At 65.4% G+C, this 17,927-nt stretch carries 15 protein-coding genes; 11 read left to right on the top strand and 4 right to left on the bottom strand.

What is annotated here, in order from left to right:
• The first annotated feature begins 63 nt into the window (after positions 1–63).
• From RBB31_RS07640 to RBB31_RS07590, 11 genes are all read left to right on the top strand, one after another.
• The gene (locus tag RBB31_RS07640) at positions 64–1,350 is read left to right on the top strand and encodes an ABC transporter substrate-binding protein (protein ID WP_306128687.1); all 1,287 of its coding nucleotides are present in this window, start codon (positions 64–66) and stop codon (positions 1,348–1,350) included.
• Between the two features lie 38 nt (positions 1,351–1,388).
• Entirely contained in the window at positions 1,389–2,315 is a 927-nt protein-coding gene (locus RBB31_RS07635; RefSeq protein ID WP_306128686.1) for a branched-chain amino acid ABC transporter permease, read from the top strand.
• Positions 2,312–3,256 carry a branched-chain amino acid ABC transporter permease gene (locus RBB31_RS07630; protein WP_306128685.1) on the top strand — a complete coding sequence of 315 codons (945 nt, stop codon included), beginning with the start codon at positions 2,312–2,314 and terminating at the stop codon, positions 3,254–3,256. Before RBB31_RS07635 ends, RBB31_RS07630 begins: the two co-directional genes overlap by 4 nt.
• Positions 3,253–3,960, top strand: a complete 708-nt coding sequence (locus RBB31_RS07625; protein WP_306128795.1) for an ABC transporter ATP-binding protein — start codon at positions 3,253–3,255, stop codon at positions 3,958–3,960. Before RBB31_RS07630 ends, RBB31_RS07625 begins: the two co-directional genes overlap by 4 nt.
• On the top strand, positions 3,960–4,655 hold the full coding sequence (locus tag RBB31_RS07620) for an ABC transporter ATP-binding protein (protein WP_306128684.1): 696 nt from the start codon (positions 3,960–3,962) through the stop codon (positions 4,653–4,655). Before RBB31_RS07625 ends, RBB31_RS07620 begins: the two co-directional genes overlap by 1 nt.
• Before the next feature lie 133 nt (positions 4,656–4,788).
• Positions 4,789–5,640 carry a xanthine dehydrogenase family protein subunit M gene (locus RBB31_RS07615; protein WP_306128683.1) on the top strand — a complete coding sequence of 284 codons (852 nt, stop codon included), beginning with the start codon at positions 4,789–4,791 and terminating at the stop codon, positions 5,638–5,640.
• A gap of 8 nt (positions 5,641–5,648) precedes the next feature.
• Positions 5,649–8,327 (top strand): molybdopterin-dependent oxidoreductase, encoded by a 2,679-nt coding sequence (locus tag RBB31_RS07610; RefSeq protein WP_306128682.1) that lies wholly within the window; start codon positions 5,649–5,651, stop codon positions 8,325–8,327.
• Positions 8,320–9,759, top strand: a complete 1,440-nt coding sequence (locus tag RBB31_RS07605) for a 6-hydroxynicotinate reductase (protein ID WP_306128681.1) — start codon at positions 8,320–8,322, stop codon at positions 9,757–9,759. Before RBB31_RS07610 ends, RBB31_RS07605 begins: the two co-directional genes overlap by 8 nt.
• A complete protein-coding gene (locus tag RBB31_RS07600) occupies positions 9,759–10,601 on the top strand; it encodes a UPF0280 family protein (protein ID WP_306128680.1) in 843 nt (280 codons plus the stop codon). The genes RBB31_RS07605 and RBB31_RS07600 overlap by 1 nt, the downstream gene beginning before the upstream one ends.
• Positions 10,594–11,175, top strand: coding sequence for an amino acid synthesis family protein (locus tag RBB31_RS07595; RefSeq protein WP_306128679.1), 582 nt, complete (start codon positions 10,594–10,596; stop codon positions 11,173–11,175). Before RBB31_RS07600 ends, RBB31_RS07595 begins: the two co-directional genes overlap by 8 nt.
• 153 nt (positions 11,176–11,328) lie before the next feature.
• The gene (locus RBB31_RS07590) at positions 11,329–13,113 is read left to right on the top strand and encodes an ABC transporter ATP-binding protein (RefSeq protein ID WP_306128678.1); all 1,785 of its coding nucleotides are present in this window, start codon (positions 11,329–11,331) and stop codon (positions 13,111–13,113) included.
• 138 nt (positions 13,114–13,251) lie between these two features.
• On the opposite strand, the gene RBB31_RS07585 is transcribed toward RBB31_RS07590, so the two are convergent.
• The 4 genes from RBB31_RS07585 to RBB31_RS07570 are packed head-to-tail and all read right to left on the bottom strand — an operon-like array spanning position 13,252 to position 17,885.
• On the bottom strand, positions 13,252–14,748 hold the full coding sequence (locus RBB31_RS07585) for a phosphomannomutase/phosphoglucomutase (protein WP_306128677.1): 1,497 nt from the start codon (positions 14,746–14,748) through the stop codon (positions 13,252–13,254).
• A 10-nt stretch (positions 14,749–14,758) separates the two neighbouring features.
• Entirely contained in the window at positions 14,759–15,601 is an 843-nt protein-coding gene (gene kdsA / locus RBB31_RS07580) for a 3-deoxy-8-phosphooctulonate synthase (protein WP_306128676.1), read from the bottom strand.
• A 3-nt stretch (positions 15,602–15,604) separates the two neighbouring features.
• The gene (locus RBB31_RS07575; RefSeq protein ID WP_306128675.1) at positions 15,605–17,248 is read right to left on the bottom strand and encodes a capsule biosynthesis protein; all 1,644 of its coding nucleotides are present in this window, start codon (positions 17,246–17,248) and stop codon (positions 15,605–15,607) included.
• Positions 17,226–17,885, bottom strand: a complete 660-nt coding sequence (locus RBB31_RS07570) for an ABC transporter ATP-binding protein (protein ID WP_306128674.1) — start codon at positions 17,883–17,885, stop codon at positions 17,226–17,228. Before RBB31_RS07570 ends, RBB31_RS07575 begins: the two co-directional genes overlap by 23 nt.
• Positions 17,886–17,927 lie beyond the last annotated feature (42 nt).

The following is a 17,927-nucleotide window of genomic DNA, read 5'->3' as shown; positions in this document are numbered from 1 at the left end:
CAAACCGGGGCGGGCTTCGCAGGATCGTGCCAAAGTCATTTCAAGGAACGGGGAGAGTTCGCGATGACCAAGCTGATCAAGGGCACGTCGCGCCGGGGCGCGTTGAAAACACTGGCCGGAGCAGCGGCGGGGGCGGCGAGCCTGCCGCTTTGGGCGCGGTATGCGCAGGCGCAAAGCTCGGAGCCGATCAGGATCGGGTTCCAGCAGCATAGCACGGGCATCGGCGCCGCCTATGGCCGCTGGTACGGGCGCACCACCGAGGCAGCGGTGAAGCTGCTCAACGAGGGTGGCGGGATCAATGGCCGGATGATCGAGATCATCGCCGAGGATGACGGCACGGACCCCAAGCGCGGCGCCGAGGTGGTGGAGAAATTCGCCAACCAGCATGGGTGTGATGTGGGGTTCGGTACGCTGTTCAGCCACGTGGTGATCGGGTCCGCCCCTCGGGCAGGCGAATTGAAGCTGCCCTATTTCGTGGTGTCGGAAGGGCATCACGTGGCGAGCGGGATGCTGAACCGCTATACGCTGCAGCCGGGCATCACGGATGTGAAGAGCCAGGTGCAGGCGATGGCGCCTTACGTGTCGGAGAACCTTGGCAAGAAGGTCACGATGATATTTCCCGATTTCGCCTTCGGTCACGATCACCGGGATTTCTTTACCGCAGCGATCGAGGAACAGGGGGGCGAGGTGCTGGAGCAGATCGCGATCCCGCCGAGCGAGACGAGCTTTACCAAGTATTTCCCGCAGATCCCGCGCGATACCGAGGTGCTGTACCACGTGATGGTCGGCCCTGCGGTGCTGACCTTCGTGAAGGAGTTGGGCGAATTCTTCGGCGAACAAGGGCCGGAGATATTCGGCTTTATCGACAGCTTGGAGGCAGTGGACATTTCCAGCCCGGGGCTGGAATTCCTGGAAGGGACGTATTTCTGGGAAGGGATGCCGCGCTACGCGCAGGAGGATCAAAGCGAGCACGAGAAGTTCTATCGCGAGGCGGTGGGCGTGGACGAGAACGGCGCGTCGGTAAGCGACCCGAGTGATGTGTCGACCTATGCGCATATGTTCGGCTGCTGGGAGACGTTGCACATCATCAAGGCCGGTATGGAAGCGTCGGGCTATGCCGGGCCGCTGGACCGCGCCAAGCTGATCGAGGCGGTCGAGGCGATGGGCGAGATGCCCGAAAGCCGGGCGCATCCGCAGGGGGCCAAGCGGTTCAACGGCAAGACGCACCAGGTGTTCGGGCATCAGCATATCAGCCGGGTCGAGAATGGCCGGTTGGTGCGGGTGCACACGACGTCGATCGACGACACGATGTATCCAGACGAGGTGGATTACACCACGCAGCCGCTTTGATGCCGCGCGCGACGGGCTGGGGTGTGTGACCTGACCTAATGGAATTCGGACCTCATCTTATCCTCGCCACGCTGGAAGGCGCGGTGACGGCGGCGGTGCTGGCACTGACCGCCGTCGGCCTGAGCCTTGTCTTTGGCGTGATGCGGGTGGTGAACATCGCGCATGGCGAGTTCTACATGCTGGGCGCGGTGATTGCGTGGTATGTCGCGCAGATGGTGGGCGGGCATCCGGCGCTGGGTTTTGTCGCAGCACTTGTGATCGCGCCGCTGGTCGTGGGGGCGCTGGCTGCGGCGGCAGATGTGACCATACTCAAGCGTATCGAGTATGATCCGGAGCGGACGATCGTGGCTACCATCGGCTTGCTTTATATCATCCAGCAACTGACCTTAATGACCTATGGCCCCGAGGCGCGGCCCGTGGAGGCGCCCTTCGGTGGCCGGGTCGAGCTGCCTTGGTTCGACTGGTTCAAGACGCTCTTTGGTATGGCCCAACCCTGGGGGTGGAGCATCACGTCCTACAAGCTGTTCGTGATCTTCGCCGCAGGCGCGGTGCTGTGCGGCGTCTGGGCGATGATGGCGCGGACGCGGATCGGGTTGTTGATGCGGGCGACGCAGGCGGATCGGGACATGGCGCTGGCCTTTGGCATCCCCGTCGAGCGGGTCTATGCGCTGGTCTTCGGGATCGGCGCGGGGCTGGCGGCGCTGGGGGCGGTGCTGATCGTGCCGATCCAGCAGGCGCATTACCTGATGGGGGTCGAGCCGTTGCTGCTGGCCTTTATCGTGGTGATCATCGGCGGGCTGGGGAGCCTGCCGGGAACGGTCTTGGCGGCCTTGTTCATCGGGTTGAGCGACGGGATCATCTCGGTCTTCTTCTCGCCGACGCTGGCGAAGATTCTTGCCACCTTGCTGGTGGGGCTGGTGCTGGTGTTCCGGCCGCAGGGCCTGTTCGGGACTCGCACGGCATGAGCATGGGCGGGCGTGTTCTGGGGCTGCACCTCGGTCTGCTGGTGGTGCTGTTCGCGTTGCAGTTCGTGCTGCCGGCGTATCACCACGGGAATATCGCGCGGATCATGGTGCTGGCGTCTTACGCGGTGGGGTACAACATCCTCTTTGGCTATACGGGGCTGTTGAGCCTTGGGCATGCGCTGTTCTTTGCGGCGGGGATGTACGGGATGGGGCTGACCATCCAGCACGCGGGGTTCACGCCTGCGCCCGCGCTGATCGTGGGGATCGTGGCGGGGGCGCTGGTGGCCGGGGGGCTGGCGCTGTTGGCGCTGCGCACCTCTGGCGTGGCGTTCATGATCGTGACGCTGATGTTCGCGCAGGCGGGGTACCTGACGATCCTCTACTTCGGGGAGTATACGCGGGGCGACGAGGGGTTCGTGATCCAGCAGGCGCAGAGGGTGCTGTGGGGGGTCGACCTGAGCGACCCGACGGCGCGGTATTTCGCGGCGTGGGGGCTGTTTTCGGTCTGCTTCCTCATGTCGCTTTGGCTGGTGCAGAGCCGGTTCGGGGGGACGCTGATCGCCATTCGAGAGAACGAGGAACGGGTGCGGATGTTGGGGTATGACACCTATGCGCACAAGCTGGGGGCGATGGTGGTGTCGGGGACAATCTCGGCGGCGGCGGGGGCTTTTTATGGGCTGCTGTTCGGCTATGCGGGGGCGACATTCGGCTCGGTACAGTATTCGATCTTTCCGCTCTTGTGGGTTTTGTTGGGCGGAGCTGGCACGGTGCTGGGTCCGTTCGTGGGCACGCTGTTCATGTTCTACCTCATTGACCTCAGTTCCGGCGTGACCTCGGCCTATATGCTGATCGCGGGCGTGGCACTAGTGGCGCTGACGCTGTTCGCGCCGCAGGGCCTGACCGGGGAAGTTCGGCGGCGGCTGTGGAAAGGGTTGCCGTGATGCTGTTGCAGGTGCGGGGGCTGTCCAAGTCGTTCGACGGGTTGCAGGCGGTGACCGATGTTGACTTCGACCTGCCGCAAGGCGAGGTGCGGGCGCTGATCGGCCCCAACGGGGCGGGCAAGACGACGCTAGTGGGGATGATCTGCGGGCGCATTCCGCCAAGCGCGGGGACGGTGACGTTCGATGGCGAGGACATCACGCGGCTGCCCGCGCATAAGCGCATCCTGAAGGGGATGGCCTATACGTTCCAAATCACCTCGATCTTTCCGCGTCTGCCGGTGCAGGAGAACGTGGCGCTGGCGGCGCGGCGGCGTTTGCAGGGCCGCGCGGTGGAGGCCGCCACGTTTCAGGCTTTGGAGCGCGTCGGTCTGCAAGCGCAGGCAGGCGAGGAGGCCGGGAACCTCAGCTATGGGCACCAGCGTTTGCTGGAGATCGCGATGGGGCTTGTGCAGGCGCCGCGGCTGCTGATCCTGGACGAGCCGACGCAGGGCCTGTCGGAAGGCGAGATCGACGCGTTCAAGGGGCTGATCCGCGCATTGGCGGGCGAGACGACGATCCTGCTGATCGAGCATAACATGAAGGTCGTGATGGAGACCGCCGACACCGTGAGCGTCTTGAATTTTGGCGAGATGCTGGCCGAGGGGACGCCACAGCAGATCCACGAGAATGCCGACGTCCAGGCGGCTTACCTGGGGACTGGATGATGTTGGAGCTGGATGCGGTCAATTCGGGGTATGGCGCGGCGCAGGTGCTGCGGGACCTGTCACTGCGCGTCGAGGCGGGGGAGATCCTGTGCCTGCTGGGTCGCAATGGCGCGGGCAAGACCACCACGATGCAGACGATCATGGGGCTGTTGCCGCTGATGTCGGGGCGGATCACGCTGGATGGGCAGGATATCGGCAGCCTGCCGCCGCACGAGGTGCCGCGGGCCGGGATCGGCTATATCCCGCAGGGGCGGCGGCTGTTTGCGGGCCTCAGCGTGGCGCAGAACCTGGAGATCGGGCTGCAGGTGCCTGGCGCGGGCAAAGAAGTGCTGGACGAGGTGCTGGACCTCTTCCCCCGGTTGCGGGAGCGGATGGACCAGCCGGCGCAGACCCTGTCGGGCGGAGAGCAGCAGATGCTGGCCACGGCGCGGGCGTTGTGCATCCAGCCCAAGGCGCTGCTGTTAGATGAGCCGACCGAGGGGTTACAGCCCTCGATGATCGAGGCGATCCGGCAGGTGATCGTCAGGATGCGCGCGCAGGGCGTGGCGATCCTGTTGGTGGAGCAGCGGGTGGATGCGGTTCTGTCGGTGGCCGACCGGGTGGCGTTCATCGAGAACGGGCGAAACGGCGAGGTACTGAGCGCGGAGGCGCTGCGTCAGGATCATTCCATCGTGGACCGCTACGTGGGGGTGTGAAAGGCGGCGCAACATTCAATCGTTGCACACGTTTCGCCTTTCGCTGATGCCCCAGGTCAAAAGCAAAACGCTTTGAGTTGACAGGACGAAACGCCGCGTCGCACGATACCCGCACCCCGACATGGAGAGCGGCGTGACCGGATACACACGGCCCGAAACCCTGGACGATGCGCTGGCACTGTTGGCGCAGACGGGCGGGCGCGTGGCGGCGGGGTGTACCGACCTTTTCCCGGCGACGGGCGCGCGGGCCTTGCAGGGGCCTGTGGTGGATATCACCGGGCTGGCCGGATTGCGCGGGGTTGCAGTAACCGATGAGGGTTTGCGTATCGGAGCGGCGACGACATGGACGGATATCTTGAGAGCGGAGCTGCCAACGGCCTGTGACATGCTGAAACAGGCGGCGCGGGAGGTCGGCTCGGTTCAGATACAGAACGCGGGGACGATCGCGGGCAACCTGTGCAACGCCTCGCCCGCGGCGGACGGGGTGCCGTGCCTGCTGGCGCTTGACGCAGAGGTGGAGCTTGCCTCGGCGCAGGGGGGGCGGCGATTGCCGCTGGAGAATTTCATTGTGGGGCCGCGCCGCACGACGCTGAACCCCGGCGAGATAGTGACAGGTGTTCACCTGCCGCGATCGGCGCTGGAAGGACGGTCGCGGTTTCTCAAGCTTGGCGCGCGGCGGTACCTGGTGATTTCCATCGCCATGGTCGCGGTGCGGCTGGTGGTGGAAGACGGGCGCGTCAGCAGCGCGGCGTTGGCCGTGGGTGCGTGTAGTGCCGTGGCCACGCGGTTGCCACAGGTGGAGGCTGCGCTGACGGGGTGTGCGGCCGACCATACGCTGGCGAATGTCATCTCCGAGGATGCGGTTTGCGCGGCCTTGTCGCCGTTGGACGATATCCGGGCGACGGCCGGCTATCGCGTGCACGCGGCGACGGAGCTGTTGCGCCGGGCGGTGACTGATGCGGTCGGCGCAGAGGGTGTGTCGTGAACCGCCCGATGGACACGTGCACTCTGATGGTGAACGGGCAGCGTCGCGTCCTGCCCGCCGATCCGGCACGGCGCTTGTCGGAGGTGCTGCGCGACGGTTTGGGCTTGCGCGGCACGAAGGTGGGCTGTGACGCAGGCGATTGTGGGGCCTGCACCGTGTTGCTGGACGGCGCCCCGGTCTGCGCCTGCCTGACGCCGTTGGGCCAGGCCATGGGGCGCAAGGTCGAGACGATCGAGGGGCAGGCCCACACGCCTTTGCAGCAGGCCTTTCTGCGGCATGGGGCGGCGCAATGCGGGATCTGCACGCCCGGAATGGTGATGACGGCAGAAGCGTTTCTGCGCGAGACGCCAGAGCCGACGCGGGCCGAGGTCGAGGAAGCGCTGGGAGGCGTGCTGTGCCGGTGCACCGGGTACGCCAAGATCATCGACGCGGTGCTGGATGCCGCCCCCGGCGACGTGGCGAGGATGCCCGATGCAGGACAGGCTGTGGGCGCGGCCGTCGCAAGGTTGGACGGTGCCGCGAAGGTGGACGGGACCGAGGCCTATGGCGCGGATCACGTGCCGGAGGGTGCCTTACTCGTGCGGGCGGTGCGCGCGCCATACGCACCCGTATCTTTTCAGTTTGGAGAGATTACGGACTGGGCCGCGGCGCGGGGCGTACAGGTGTTCACGGCGCAGGACATCGCCGGGACCAACCGCTTTGGCGTGATCCCGGCCTTTCAGGACCAGCCGGCGCTGGCAGAGGACCGGGCGCGGTTGGCGGGCGAAGCGGTGGCGCTGATCGCCGGTGAGCCTTCGGTGGTCGAGGCGCTGGACCCGTCGGGCATTCCGATCACGTGGCGCGAAGACCCGGCGGATCGGCCCGTGCATGACGCGCATCCCGACAACCTGTTGATCGCCGGCAAGGTCCGACGAGGGGCCGCGCGGCAGGCGATGCAGGACGCCGCCTTTACCGTCAGTGGCGCGATGCAGACGGGCTATGTCGAACATGCTTATATCGAGCCCGAGGCCGGTGTCGCGTGGATGGAGGGCGAGACGCTGGTGATCCGGGCCTGCACGCAGGCGCCGATCATGGATCGCGACGATACCGCGGCCGTGCTGGGCCTGCCGCCGGAGGCTGTGCGGATCATACCGGCGGCGACGGGCGGCGGGTTCGGATCGAAGCTGGACGTGTCATTGCAGCCGCTGGTAGGGCTGGTGGCGCTGAAGACCGGGCGGCCGGCGCGGATGGTCTATAGCCGGACCGAAAGCATGGCCTCGACCACCAAGCGGCATCCGTCGGACATGCGCTGTAGCCTTGGCGCCGATGCCAATGGGCGGATCGTTGCGATGGAGTTCGACGGAGATTTCAATACGGGGGCGTATGCAAGCTGGGGGCCGACCGTTGCGGGGCGCGTGCCGGTGCACGCGTCGGGGCCGTACTTCATCCCGAATTACCACGCCGAGGCGCGGGCGAATTACAGCTACCAGCCGATCTCGGGCGCGTTCCGTGGGTTCGGCGTGCCGCAGGCGGCGATCATGCAGGAGACGCTGTTCGACGATATGGCGGGCAAGCTGGGGATGGACCGGCTGGAATTTCGCAAGTTGAACGCGTTGCGCGACGGGCAGGCGACGGTGTTTGGTCAGACGCTTCATGGTGTGGGGATCGCGGCTTGTCTGGAAGCGCTGGAAGGGCCTTGGACAGAAGCGCTGGAACGGGCCGAGCGAGCCAATGCCGGGGGCGGGCGCGTGCGGCATGGGGTTGGCATCGCGTCCTGCTGGTATGGCTGCGGGAATACGGCGATTGCCAATCCGTCGACCATTCGGATCGGGTTGACGCGCGACGGACGGCTTTGCCTGCACCAGGGCGCGGTGGATATCGGGCAGGGGTCGAACACGGTGATCCCGCAGATCGCGGCGGATGCGTTGGGGCTGCCGCTGGCGCAGATGCAGGTCATCGGGGCGGATACCGCGCTGACCCCGGATTGCGGGAAGACGTCCGGGTCGCGCCAGACCTACGTGACCGGAAGCGCGGCATTGCGCGCCGGGCAGGCCTTGCGGGCGCTGATCCTGAAGCAGACGAACATGGGGCCGGCGGCGGTTCTGCACCTTGAGGGTGCCAATCTGCGTGTGAGCGACGGCGCGCGGGAGCAAGCGATTGATCTGGCGGCGCTTTCCGAGCAGGCGCATGGGTATGTCCTGTGCGCCGAGGAAAGCTATGACCCGCCGACGCAGCCCTTGGACGAGGATGGGCAGGGTGTTCCCTATGCCGTCTATGGCTATGGCGCGCAACTGGTGGAGCTGTCGGTGGACATGGGCCTTGGCACGGTCAAGGTTCACAAGGTCACCGCGGCGCATGATCTGGGCCGGGTGATCAACCCGCAGCTCGCCGAAGGGCAGGTCGAGGGCGGTATCGCGCAGGGGCTGGGCCTTGCACTGATGGAGGAGTTCATTCCGGGGCGGACGGAGAACCTGCACGATTACCTGATCCCCACGACGGGCGACATGCCCGAGATCGAGACGATCTTTCTGGAGGTGCCGGACCCCGAGGGGCCGATGGGCGCGAAGGGGCTGGGAGAGCATGTGCTGATCCCGACCGCGCCCGCGATATTGAACGCGATCCGGGATGCGACCGGGGCGCTGGTCACACGCCTGCCCGCGTTGCCGCATCGCGTACTGGCGGCGATCCGGGAGGCCGGGCATGGCTGAGCGCGAGCGCGAGGAGAAGATCCGCTGCGATGCCTGCCCGGTGATGTGCTATATCGCGCCGGGCAAGATCGGGGCGTGTGATCGCTATGCCAACGAGGATGGCCGGATCGTGCGCTGTGATCCGCTGACCATACTTGACCGTAGGGTCGCCAAGGGGGGCGCGGTGAAACCGTTTCTTGGGCCTGAATGGGATGGCGAGGTTCTGGGCGGCGAGGAGGTTTTCGTCAGCGGCGTTGGGGCGGGCACGACCTATCCCGATTACAAGCCCGCGCCCTTCATCGTCAGCCGCGAGGTGGAGGGCGCGGATTTCGTCACCGTGGTGACCGAGGCGATCTATTCTTATTGCGGGGTGAAGGTGAAGATCGACACCGACCGGCACCTCGGGCACGAGACCGCCACCGTGCGCAGCAATGGCGAAGCGGTGGGGCATGTTACCACCTCGGAATATGGCTCGCAGATGTTGTCTTTGGGCGGGGTGGATCATCTGACCGGCGGTGGCAAACCCGAGGGGCGCGCGACCTGCGATGCGCTGATGCGGCTGTGCAACCGCGAGGCGGTGGAACTGGAGATCGACGACGGCGCGACGGTGGTCGTTCAGGCCGGGCAGGCGCCAGTGGTCAACGGTCAGCGCGAGGAACGGATGCGCGTCGGCTGCGGCTCGGCCACGATCGGCATGTTCGCCAGCCAGTGGCATGGGCTGGTGGACGAGGTGGTGGTGGTGGACGACCACATCACCGGCGTGGTCAGCGAGCACCAGGCGGGCAAGGTGCTGGACTGGGCGGATACGGGGATACGGATCAAGGGGCGACGGTCGACGCCGGGGCGGTATTTCCGGGTGGCCGAACCGGGGCAGGGCTGGGGCGGGACCGATCTGGACGATCCGCTAGCGATCCTGAACCCGTGGCTGGAGAAGAAGGGCGCGCGGCCGGGATTGACGCTGTTGATGGTCAGCACGACGGGCGAACATTACGGGTATTACGTGCTGGACGATGATTTGCAGCCGCGCGAGGCGGAACTGCCGGCGGCGTTGAAGCCGTCGGTGGACCTGATCGCGGAGAATTGCGAGCCGGCGCTCTGCACGGTGATGTTCCAGGCGGGCGCGGGCGGGTCGCTGCGGTCGGGCGTGACGCAGAACCCGGTGAAGCTGACCCGGTCGGTGCAGGCGCTGAAGACGCGGGTGACCTGTGGCGGCGCGCCGGCGTTTGTCTGGCCCGGGGGCGGGATCACTTTGATGGTGGATGTGCTGAGGGTGCCAGAGGGCTCGTTCGGACATGTGCCGACGCCCGCGCTGGTGGCGCCGCTGGAGTTCACCTTGAGCCGGGAGGATTATCGGGCGTTGGGGGGGCATGATTCGGCGGTGCGGACCATCGCGGATATCCTGAAGCATGGCGGCGAATACGGCGGCGCGGTGCGCGTGCTGGAGGGCGACTGATGCAGAGGGCACAGGCGCGGTGGCTGCCCGACGGGAAAAGGCTGCACCTGCATCACGGGCCGATCGACATGATCCTGGGCATCGAGGGCGCGGGGCGCAACGCGGCGTATCAGAGAGCGGTGGCGCGGTTCGAAACACTGCTGGAGGAACTGGTGGCGGAGTTGCCGCGATTGCGCAGCCCAGATGGAAGCGGCGTTACGGGCGGGGCCGCACGGCGCATGGTGTCGGCGGTGGCACCGTTCGCGCCGGCGTTCATCACGCCGATGGCGGCGGTGGCCGGGGCCGGGGCCGAGACGATATTGCAGGCGGTGCTGGACGGGCCCGACGTGCGCAGGGCCTATGTGAACAACGGCGGCGATGTGGCGTTTCACATCGGTCCGGGAGAGGTGATGCGGGTGGCGATTGCAAGCCCGGTGCCGGGGCATGTGACGGTACGGCATGGTGACCCGGTACGCGGCGTGGCGACCTCGGGCGCGGGCGGGCGCAGCCATTCGCTGGGGATCGCCGATGCGGTAACGGTACTGGCGCGTGGTGCCGCGCCCGCGGATGCCGCCGCGACGATGATTGCCAATGCCGTAGACCTGCCGGGGCATCCGGCGATTGACCGCGTTCCGGCCTGCGAGGTGTCGCCGGACAGTGACCTTGGGCCGCGCGCGGTGACCCGGGCAGTCGGTGCGCTAAGTGCGGACGAGGTGGCCGAAGCGTTGGACGCGGGACGCGCCTATGCCGACAGACTGGTGGCGCGGGGTGTGGTCCATGCCGCCTGCCTGACGCTGCGTGGGCAGTGCGTGAGCGTCGGCGAGACTTTGATGATCGAAGAAAGAGACCCTGAACATGCCTGAATTCACGCTGCGCAAGACCGCGCTTTTTGTCGAGGAGATCCACCATGACGGCGGGCCGGTCGCGGAACGGCCCCGCCGCCGCGCCGCGATGGCGGCGTTGGTGAAGAACCCGTTCGCGGGCGCCTATGCCGCCGATCTGCAATCGGCGATGGACGATCTGAAACCCCTGGGGCTGATGATGACCGACCGGCTGATCGAGGCAATGAGCGGGCCGGAGGGCATCGACGGCTATGGCAAGGCCGCCATGGCGGGTGAGGCCGGAGAACTGGAGCATACCGCGCTGTGGCACGTACCGGGGGGCTATGCCATGCGCGCGCGGCTGGGCGAGGCGAAGGCGATCGTGCCCTCGTCGATGAAGCAGGGCGGGCCGGGCACTCGGATCGACGTGCCGCTGGGCCATATCAATGCCGCCTACGTGCGCAGCCATTTCGACGGGATGGAAGTGGGCCTGCCCGACGGACCCCGCTCCGATGAGCTGCTTTTCGTTTTGGCCATGAGCCGCGGCGGGCGTATTCATGACCGGATGGGCGGGCTGACGGTGGACGAGATCAAGGGCGAGGACGGGTTACGTTGAAGGTAGTGGGGGCTTTGCCCCCGTCCCGGGCAGGCCCGGGCCTCCCCCAGGATATTTCTGGCCAGAGGAAAAGGGGCGTCTGCGCGGGGGGCTGACCTTTGGTGATGAAGCCTCTATAGGCGTCGGGTGAGAAGTGATCGGACTGAACCTGACATGAGCGATACCCCAAGAAAGACACGTCAGCCGCTTTACAGCGCGGCGGACAAGCGGAACATGCGGTGGTTCTGGCAGGGGTACCTGCGGAAGCATTCGGGCAAGCTGTTGCTGGTGCTGGTGCTGATCCTGGTGCAGGGGCTGGTCTATCAGCAGTTCCTGGCGATGACCGAGGACGGCCTGCGGGTGATTTTCGAGTCTGGCGCGATGCGGGAGCTGATCGAGGTCTGCATCGTGGTGTTCGGATTGTTCGCGGTGCGCGGTGTCGTGTCTTTCCTTGCTCCGATGATCACGGTGAAGGTCTCGAACCAGGCGATTTACGAGATGCGGCGGGACCTGATCGGGCACCTGATGTCGCTGGATCTGGCCTATTTCGAGCGCACCAAGTCGGGCGAGATCATCCAGAAGCTGGTCACGCAGACGCAGGCAATCGGCGTGTTCGTGGGGCTGGGTGTGGCTGGGGCACTGCGGGATGCGGTAACTGTGGTGGTGGTCTCGGGCTACCTGATCTGGAAGAACCCGATCCTGTTCGTATCGGCCATCGTGGTGCTGCCCTTCATCATCATGGTGATGAATTTCGTCTCGGACCGGGTGAAGCAGGCGCAAGGCGAGGCCGAGGAGGCGCTGGGCGGCTACATGAACGGGATCGAGGAGACGGTGAACGGAATGCGCACTGTCAAGATCGCCCGGCAGGAGGAAGTCGAAAAGGACCGGCTGATGGGCGGCACGGATGCGATCCGGCGGCTGATGAACCGGGTGCAGGTGACCCAGGCGCTGGTAATGCCGTCGATCGACCTGAGCTCGGCCTTTGTCTACGTGCTGGTGATCGGCGGTGGCGGATACATGGTGCTGTCGCCGGAGTTCGAGGTGGACGGGGCCGGGATCATCACCTTCCTGCTGGGCATGGTGATGGTGTTCGATCCGGCGCGCCTGCTGGCGCAGTTCTTTGGCGGGCTGCAGTCGAATCTGGTGCTGCTGGACCGGGTGCGGAACCTTTACGACCAGGAGCCGAGCATCACGGATGCGGAAGGTGCGAAGACCGCGTTCGACACCGGCGGGGATATCGTGCTGAAGGATGTGACGTTCTCGTACTCCGGCGACCAGCCGTTGTTCGACGGGCTGAACATGCGTTTCGAAGGTGGAAAGGTTTCGGCCATCGTCGGCTCGACCGGTTCGGGCAAGACGACGATCCTGTCGCTTCTGTCGCGGCTATACGATGTGAAGGGCGGTGACATCACGTTTGGGGGCAGGCCCATAAGGGAGTTGCAGGTGGCAGCCCTGCGCGGGGCGTTTTCGGTGGTGGCGCAGGATATCGTCATCTTCAACGCGTCGATCTGGGACAATATCCGCTACGTCAATCCTGCGGCGACCGAGGCGCAGGTCTGGCAGGCGGCCGAGGATGCCGAGATCGCCGACCTGATCCGCGCCCGCGGCGATGTGCCGGTGGGGCCCAAGGGCGCGCAGCTGTCAGGCGGGCAGAAGCAACGGATCGCGATTGCGCGGGCGTTCCTGCGGGATGCGCCGATCCTGCTCCTGGACGAGGCGACCTCGGCGCTGGACCAGGCGACGGAAGAGCGGATCAAGTCGGCACTGGCGCGGCTGACGAAAGGCAAGACGACGATCGTGGTGGCGCACCGGCTGAGCTCGGTCGCCGATGCGGACCGGATATTCGTACTGGAATCCGGTCAACTGGTGGAGCAGGGGCGGCACGAGGATCTGTTGGCCGAAAACGGACTTTATGCACGGCTCTACCAGGCGCAGAAGAAAGGTTATGACGGCAGGTAGGCGGTACGGCGTTGCCGCGCAGGTTTGTCTCGACGGCCTTTGGCCTCGGCGTCGGGCGAGCTGCGGATGTGACGCTTGATTGTCCGGGCGCTGCGCGCGTGGTTGGGTCCGGTTTCGGCCGGAGGGGCAGTGCCCCTCCTATATGCTCTGATCGTATTCGCCGACCGATGGCTCGGTACGGATGACGGTGTCGATCTCCTTGAAGATCGCGCGCATTTCGTCGTCGGAGGTGGCGCTTTCGCAGACCACGACAAGGTTGGGCGTGTTCGACGACGCACGCACCAGGCCCCAGCTACCATTTTCGAGGATGACTCGGGCGCCGTTGACGGTGACGACTTCCTTGATGGGCTGGCCGGCGAAGCTGTCGCCCGCCTCGTGTTTGGCGACGAGTTTCTGCACCAGGCGGTCGAGCACGTCGTATTTCTCGGTGTCGGGGCAATGGGGCGACATGGTCGGCGTGGACCACGTGGTGGGCAGGGCGCGGCGCAGGTCGGACATGGACATGTCGGGGTTGCGGTCCATCAGCTTGCAGATTTCCACGGCGACGCGCATGCCGCAGTCGTAGCCGCGGCCCACGGGTTCGGCCAGGAAGTAGTGGCCGGATTTCTCGAACCCGGCGAGCGCTCCCAGTTCCTTCACGCGCCGTTTCATGTGGCTGTGGCCGGTTTTCCAATAGTCGGCTTTCACGCCGTTTTTCTGCAGTTCGGGGTCGGCGGCGAAGAGGCCGGTGGATTTCACGTCGGCCACGAAGGTGGAATTGGGGTGCAGTTTGCTGAGGTCGCGGGCCATGATGACGCCCATCTTGTCGGCGAAGATCTCTTCGCCCTCGTCGTCGACCACGCCGCAACGGTCGCCGTCGCCGTCGAAACCGAGGGCGAAATCGGCGCCCGAGTCCTTCACCGAAGTGGCCATGTCGTGCAGCATTTCCATGGCTTCGGGGTTGGGGTTGTAGTTGGGGAACGTGTAGTCGAGCGTGTTGTGCGAGGGGATGACCTCGACGCCGAGACGCTGAAACAGTTCGGGCGCGAAAGCCGACGCGGTGCCGTTGCCGGTGGCGCAGACCACGCGCAGTTTGCGGGACATGCGGAAATCGCCGACGAGGTCGTCGAGATAGGCCTCGCGCACGCCGCTCACGAATTCGTAGCCGCCGCCGGAATGAGGCTCGCCCTCGCCATTCAGGACGATGTCGCGCAACTCGCCCATCTCGTCGGGGCCGTGGGTCAGGGGGCGGTCGAAGCCCATCTTGACCCCGGTCCAGCCGTTAGGATTGTGCGAGGCGGTGACCATGGCCACGGCTGGCACGTCGAGGTGGAACTGAGAGAAATAGGCCACGGGCGAGAGCGCCGGGCCGATATCCTTGATGTGGATGCCGGCCTGCATGAGGCCGACGATCAGCGCGTTCTTGATCGACAGCGAATAGTCGCGGTAATCGTTGCCGACCGCGATCACCGGGTCGATGCCGCGGCGGCGCATCTGGGTGCCGAGGCCGAGGCCGAGGGCGGTGATGCCGGGCAGGTTGATCTCGTCGGGGTATTTCCAGCGGGCATCGTATTCGCGAAAGCCGGTGGGCGTGATCATCGGGTCGCGGAGGAATTCCCAGGTGTTCTGGGTCACGTCGGCAGCGGGTTTGGTCACGGAGATACCTTCAATTTGCGTCGATCCGGCAGGGGGTTTCCTTGGCGAGCCTGTCGAATTGCATGAGGCTCTGCAAGAGGGCGGGCATTTGATCCAGCGGGATCATGTTAGGGCCGTCCGAGGGCGCGGTGTCGGGCGCCTCGTGGGTCTCGATGAAGACGGCGGCGATGCCCAGGGAGACGGCGGCGCGGGCCATGACGGGGGCGAACTCGCGCTGGCCGCCGGAACTGCCGCCCTGGCCGCCGGGCTGTTGCACGGAATGGGTGGCGTCCATCACCACCGGGTAGCCGGTCGCGGCCATCTGCGGCAGGGACCGCATGTCGGCCACAAGCGTGTTGTAGCCGAAGGATGTGCCGCGTTCGGTCAACAGGATGCGGGTGTTGCCGGTGCTTTCGACCTTGGAGATGACGTTGGGCATGTCCCAAGGCGCGAGGAACTGGCCTTTCTTGATGTTGATCGCCGCGCCGGTTTCGCCCGCGGCGAGCAGCAGGTCGGTCTGGCGGCAGAGGAAGGCGGGGATTTGCAGGATGTCCGCGACCTCGGCCACCGGGGCGCATTGATCGGGCAGGTGGATATCGGTCAGGACGGGGACGCCGAGCGCGTCCTTGACCGATTGCAGCGCCTTGAGGCCTTCGTCGATGCCCAGGCCGCGCTTGCCCGAAAGGGATGTGCGGTTGGCCTTGTCGAAGGACGCCTTGAAGACGTATTGCGCGCTGGCCGCCGCGCAGGCCTCTTTCATCGCGCCTGCGATCATCTGGGCGTGATCGGCACTTTCCAGCTGGCAGGGGCCGGCGATGAGGGTGAGCGGCGCGTCGTTTCCGACGCGCAGGTCTGCAATTTCAACTGTTTTCATGTCTTACGACGAAACCTGTTCCTTGAGCACCGATGCGGTCAGCGACAGGAGTAGGTAGATACCGCCGAAGATCAGGAAGGCAAGCAAAGTGTTCTCGAACTTGCGCGGATAGGAGGGATCCTGCGAAGCGACGGGTTTCACCGCGACGGTCAGGTAGCGGACCTGCTTGTTCGCCTCGATCTCGGATTGGCGCTTGGTTTCCAGCGCGGATTGCAGCACGAGGTCGGCGGTGGCAAGGTCGGCCTGTGCCATCTGGATCTCGGCGGCCTGGCTGGCGAGCGAGGCGTTTTCCTCGGTCGCCTCGGTCAGGCGGGCGTTCTGCTTGGCCAGCTCCTGTGACAGGACCTGCACCTCGGAGCGCAGCGCCTCGACTCGGGCCGAGTTGGGGCGGGCGTTGGCAAGCTGAGTGTTCAGATCCAGCTGCTTTTCCTGCAATTGCAGTTCCACGTTGCCGATCAGCTGGCGGATATTGGCGATTTCGCCCTCGGGATCGAGGATCGAGCCCTCCTGCAATTCGACCAGCCGGCGCTGGGCGGCGCGGCGTTCATCCTTGGCCTCTTGCAAGGCGGCCTCGGCGGTCTTGACGGCATCGAAGCGTTTTTCCTGGCTGAGCGCGTCGACGCGTTCCTCGGCATATTCGATCAGCTTTTCGGAGAACTCGCGGCTGGTCTCGGGATCGGCGGTGGCGACCTCCAGGCGGATCACGCCCTCGGTCGGGTCATAGCCGAGGTTTACGTATTTCTCGTAGACCTTGTAGGCGGCCTCGTTCGTGGCATCGGGATCGAGCCGCTGGATCGGGTCTATCTCGTCGCCGCTGAACATCGCCTTGAATCCCACATCCTCGTTCAGGCGCAGCATGGCATCTTTGGATTCCAGGTAGGACTGCACCGCGATGGAATCCTGCCCGGTGGCGAATTGCGACGGCAAGAGCCCGCCCAGGCCGCCTTGGCTGCCGCCACCGCCGTCGGCGGTGATGATCAGGAATTCGGACTTGGTGGAATACATTGGCGTCGCCATGGTGTAGAAATAGTAACCCGCGATCAGCGTCGGCAGCATGACGAAGGCCGCCAGCCGCGACATGAGCAGCAGCATCTTCTTGCGGCGGCGCGAGGCGATGTCGCGCTGGATCTTCTGGATTTCCTTGGCGCGGCGATCGGCCGGGCTGAGCTCGGTCGAGGGCAGGGCGATCTGGCCTACCGGCACGGTCTGGGGCAGTTGGATGCGTTCGGACGGGGTTTCGGCCGGCTGGGTGTTCTCGCCGCCCGAGACAAGCTCGACGATGTTCGAGCGCTGGAACGGGTCGATGCCGCGAGCGCGCAGGAGGCGCACCGCGTCGAAGTCCGAGGTGGGCGCGAGCCCGTGTTTCTGGGCCATGCGGCGGGCCATGCGCAACTGGCGGCCGGTCAGACCCTCCTTGCGGATCTCGTCGATGTTCTGAGACACAGACATCTCGCGCGCCGAGGATACTTCGCCCTCGTGCACGGTCTCGTGCTGTGGGGTATCCTCTGCCGGCGGCTGCGGCGTGGTGTCGGGCGTCTGCTGCACGTCCTCCTCGGCCCGGGTGTCAGAGTCGGGCGCGGTGGCCTGCCCACTCCCCGGGGTGGTGCGGCGGATGCGGAATTTCCTAGCCTTGGGTTTCGTAGTCATAAAGCCGTTTCGCCTCTTCCAAGGTGTCGAAAAGATGCAGTTTGCCATCCATCAGGACGGCGGCCTCGCGCGCGAATTTCTCAAGCGTTGAAGGCTGGTGCGATACGATCACCACTGTGGTTGTGCGCAGTCGTTCCCGAAGGATGTCGCCCGCGCGCCGGTTGAATTCCACGTCTGTGGAACTGGGCATACCCTCGTCGATGAGGTACATGTCGAAATCGAGCGCCAGCATCAATGAGAATGTGAAACGCGATTTCATACCCGAAGAATAGGTGCCGAGCGGCTGGTCGAAATATTCGCCCAGATTGCAGACATAGCGGCAATACGCCTCGACATAGTCGGGATCGAGCCCGTAAAGCGTGGCGATATACCGCGCGTTTTCCTTGGCCGAGACGCGGCTGATCACCCCGCCCATGAAGCCCAGCGGGAAAGAGATGCGGCAGCCGCGCCGGATCTCGCCCTCGTCGGGCTTTTCAAGGCCTGCCATCATCTTGATCAGCGTGGTCTTGCCGGTGCCGTTGGGCGCAAGGATTCCGAGCGAGCGGCCAAGCTCCACCCGGAACGAGACGCGGTCAAGGATCACCTTGCGCTGCGTGCCCGTCCAGAAGGACTTGCTGACATTGTCGAACTCGAGCATCTCAAAGCTCCGTCGCTGCTCTTACCCTCGTTTATCGAGGTT

Source organism: Roseovarius sp. MMSF_3350 (genome assembly GCF_030733425.1).
In the GTDB taxonomy this organism is placed as follows: Bacteria; Pseudomonadota; Alphaproteobacteria; order Rhodobacterales; family Rhodobacteraceae; genus Roseovarius.
This window is presented reverse-complemented; position numbering and strand designations above follow the sequence as displayed.

What these genes read in the sequence shown, in the direction of transcription:
- RBB31_RS07600 (WP_306128680.1), top strand. Translation starts at nt 9,759, where the DNA reads ATGCAGAGGGCACAGGCGCGGTGGCTGCCCGACGGGAAAAGGCTGCAC.
- kdsA (WP_306128676.1), bottom strand. Translation starts at nt 15,601, where the DNA reads ATGAAAACAGTTGAAATTGCAGACCTGCGCGTCGGAAACGACGCGCCG.
- RBB31_RS07610 (WP_306128682.1), top strand. Translation starts at nt 5,649, where the DNA reads ATGGACACGTGCACTCTGATGGTGAACGGGCAGCGTCGCGTCCTGCCC.
- RBB31_RS07595 (WP_306128679.1), top strand. Translation starts at nt 10,594, where the DNA reads ATGCCTGAATTCACGCTGCGCAAGACCGCGCTTTTTGTCGAGGAGATC.
- RBB31_RS07620 (WP_306128684.1), top strand. Translation starts at nt 3,960, where the DNA reads ATGTTGGAGCTGGATGCGGTCAATTCGGGGTATGGCGCGGCGCAGGTG.
- RBB31_RS07575 (WP_306128675.1), bottom strand. Translation starts at nt 17,248, where the DNA reads ATGACTACGAAACCCAAGGCTAGGAAATTCCGCATCCGCCGCACCACC.
- RBB31_RS07605 (WP_306128681.1), top strand. Translation starts at nt 8,320, where the DNA reads ATGGCTGAGCGCGAGCGCGAGGAGAAGATCCGCTGCGATGCCTGCCCG.
- RBB31_RS07590 (WP_306128678.1), top strand. Translation starts at nt 11,329, where the DNA reads ATGAGCGATACCCCAAGAAAGACACGTCAGCCGCTTTACAGCGCGGCG.
- RBB31_RS07630 (WP_306128685.1), top strand. Translation starts at nt 2,312, where the DNA reads ATGAGCATGGGCGGGCGTGTTCTGGGGCTGCACCTCGGTCTGCTGGTG.
- RBB31_RS07570 (WP_306128674.1), bottom strand. Translation starts at nt 17,885, where the DNA reads ATGCTCGAGTTCGACAATGTCAGCAAGTCCTTCTGGACGGGCACGCAG.
- RBB31_RS07640 (WP_306128687.1), top strand. Translation starts at nt 64, where the DNA reads ATGACCAAGCTGATCAAGGGCACGTCGCGCCGGGGCGCGTTGAAAACA.
- RBB31_RS07635 (WP_306128686.1), top strand. Translation starts at nt 1,389, where the DNA reads ATGGAATTCGGACCTCATCTTATCCTCGCCACGCTGGAAGGCGCGGTG.